The sequence below is a fragment of the Monashia sp. HAY1-2A genome (genome assembly GCF_056755315.1).
Genome location: NZ_JBNDHY010000794.1, coordinates 1 through 235 on the forward strand (window position 1 = coordinate 1; position 235 = coordinate 235).

Annotated in this window: 1 pseudogene; it reads right to left on the reverse strand. The window is 66.8% G+C overall.

Annotation, left to right across the window (positions count from 1 at the left end):
• Positions 1-5: 5 nt before the first annotated feature.
• A pseudogene (locus tag ACPYOM_RS23940) lies at positions 6-235 on the reverse strand (hypothetical protein); the annotation flags it as partial.

A 235-nucleotide genomic window follows, 5' to 3' on the forward strand; every position in this document is an offset into this window, starting at 1 on the left:
GAGATCTACACTCTCTCCGTCGTCGGCAGCGTCAGATGTGTATAAGAGACAGGTGCGAGGGCTGGGCCACCCGCGACCTCGCACAGGGTGGGTGCGTCCGGGCCGAGCCGGTCGAGCGTGTCACAGAGCTGGAGCCGTTCGGTCCGGGCGCTGTCTCTTATACACATCTCCGAGCCCACGAGACGCGTAGTAATCGGGGGCGGGGGGGTTTTGTTTGGGGGGGGGGGGGGGGGGG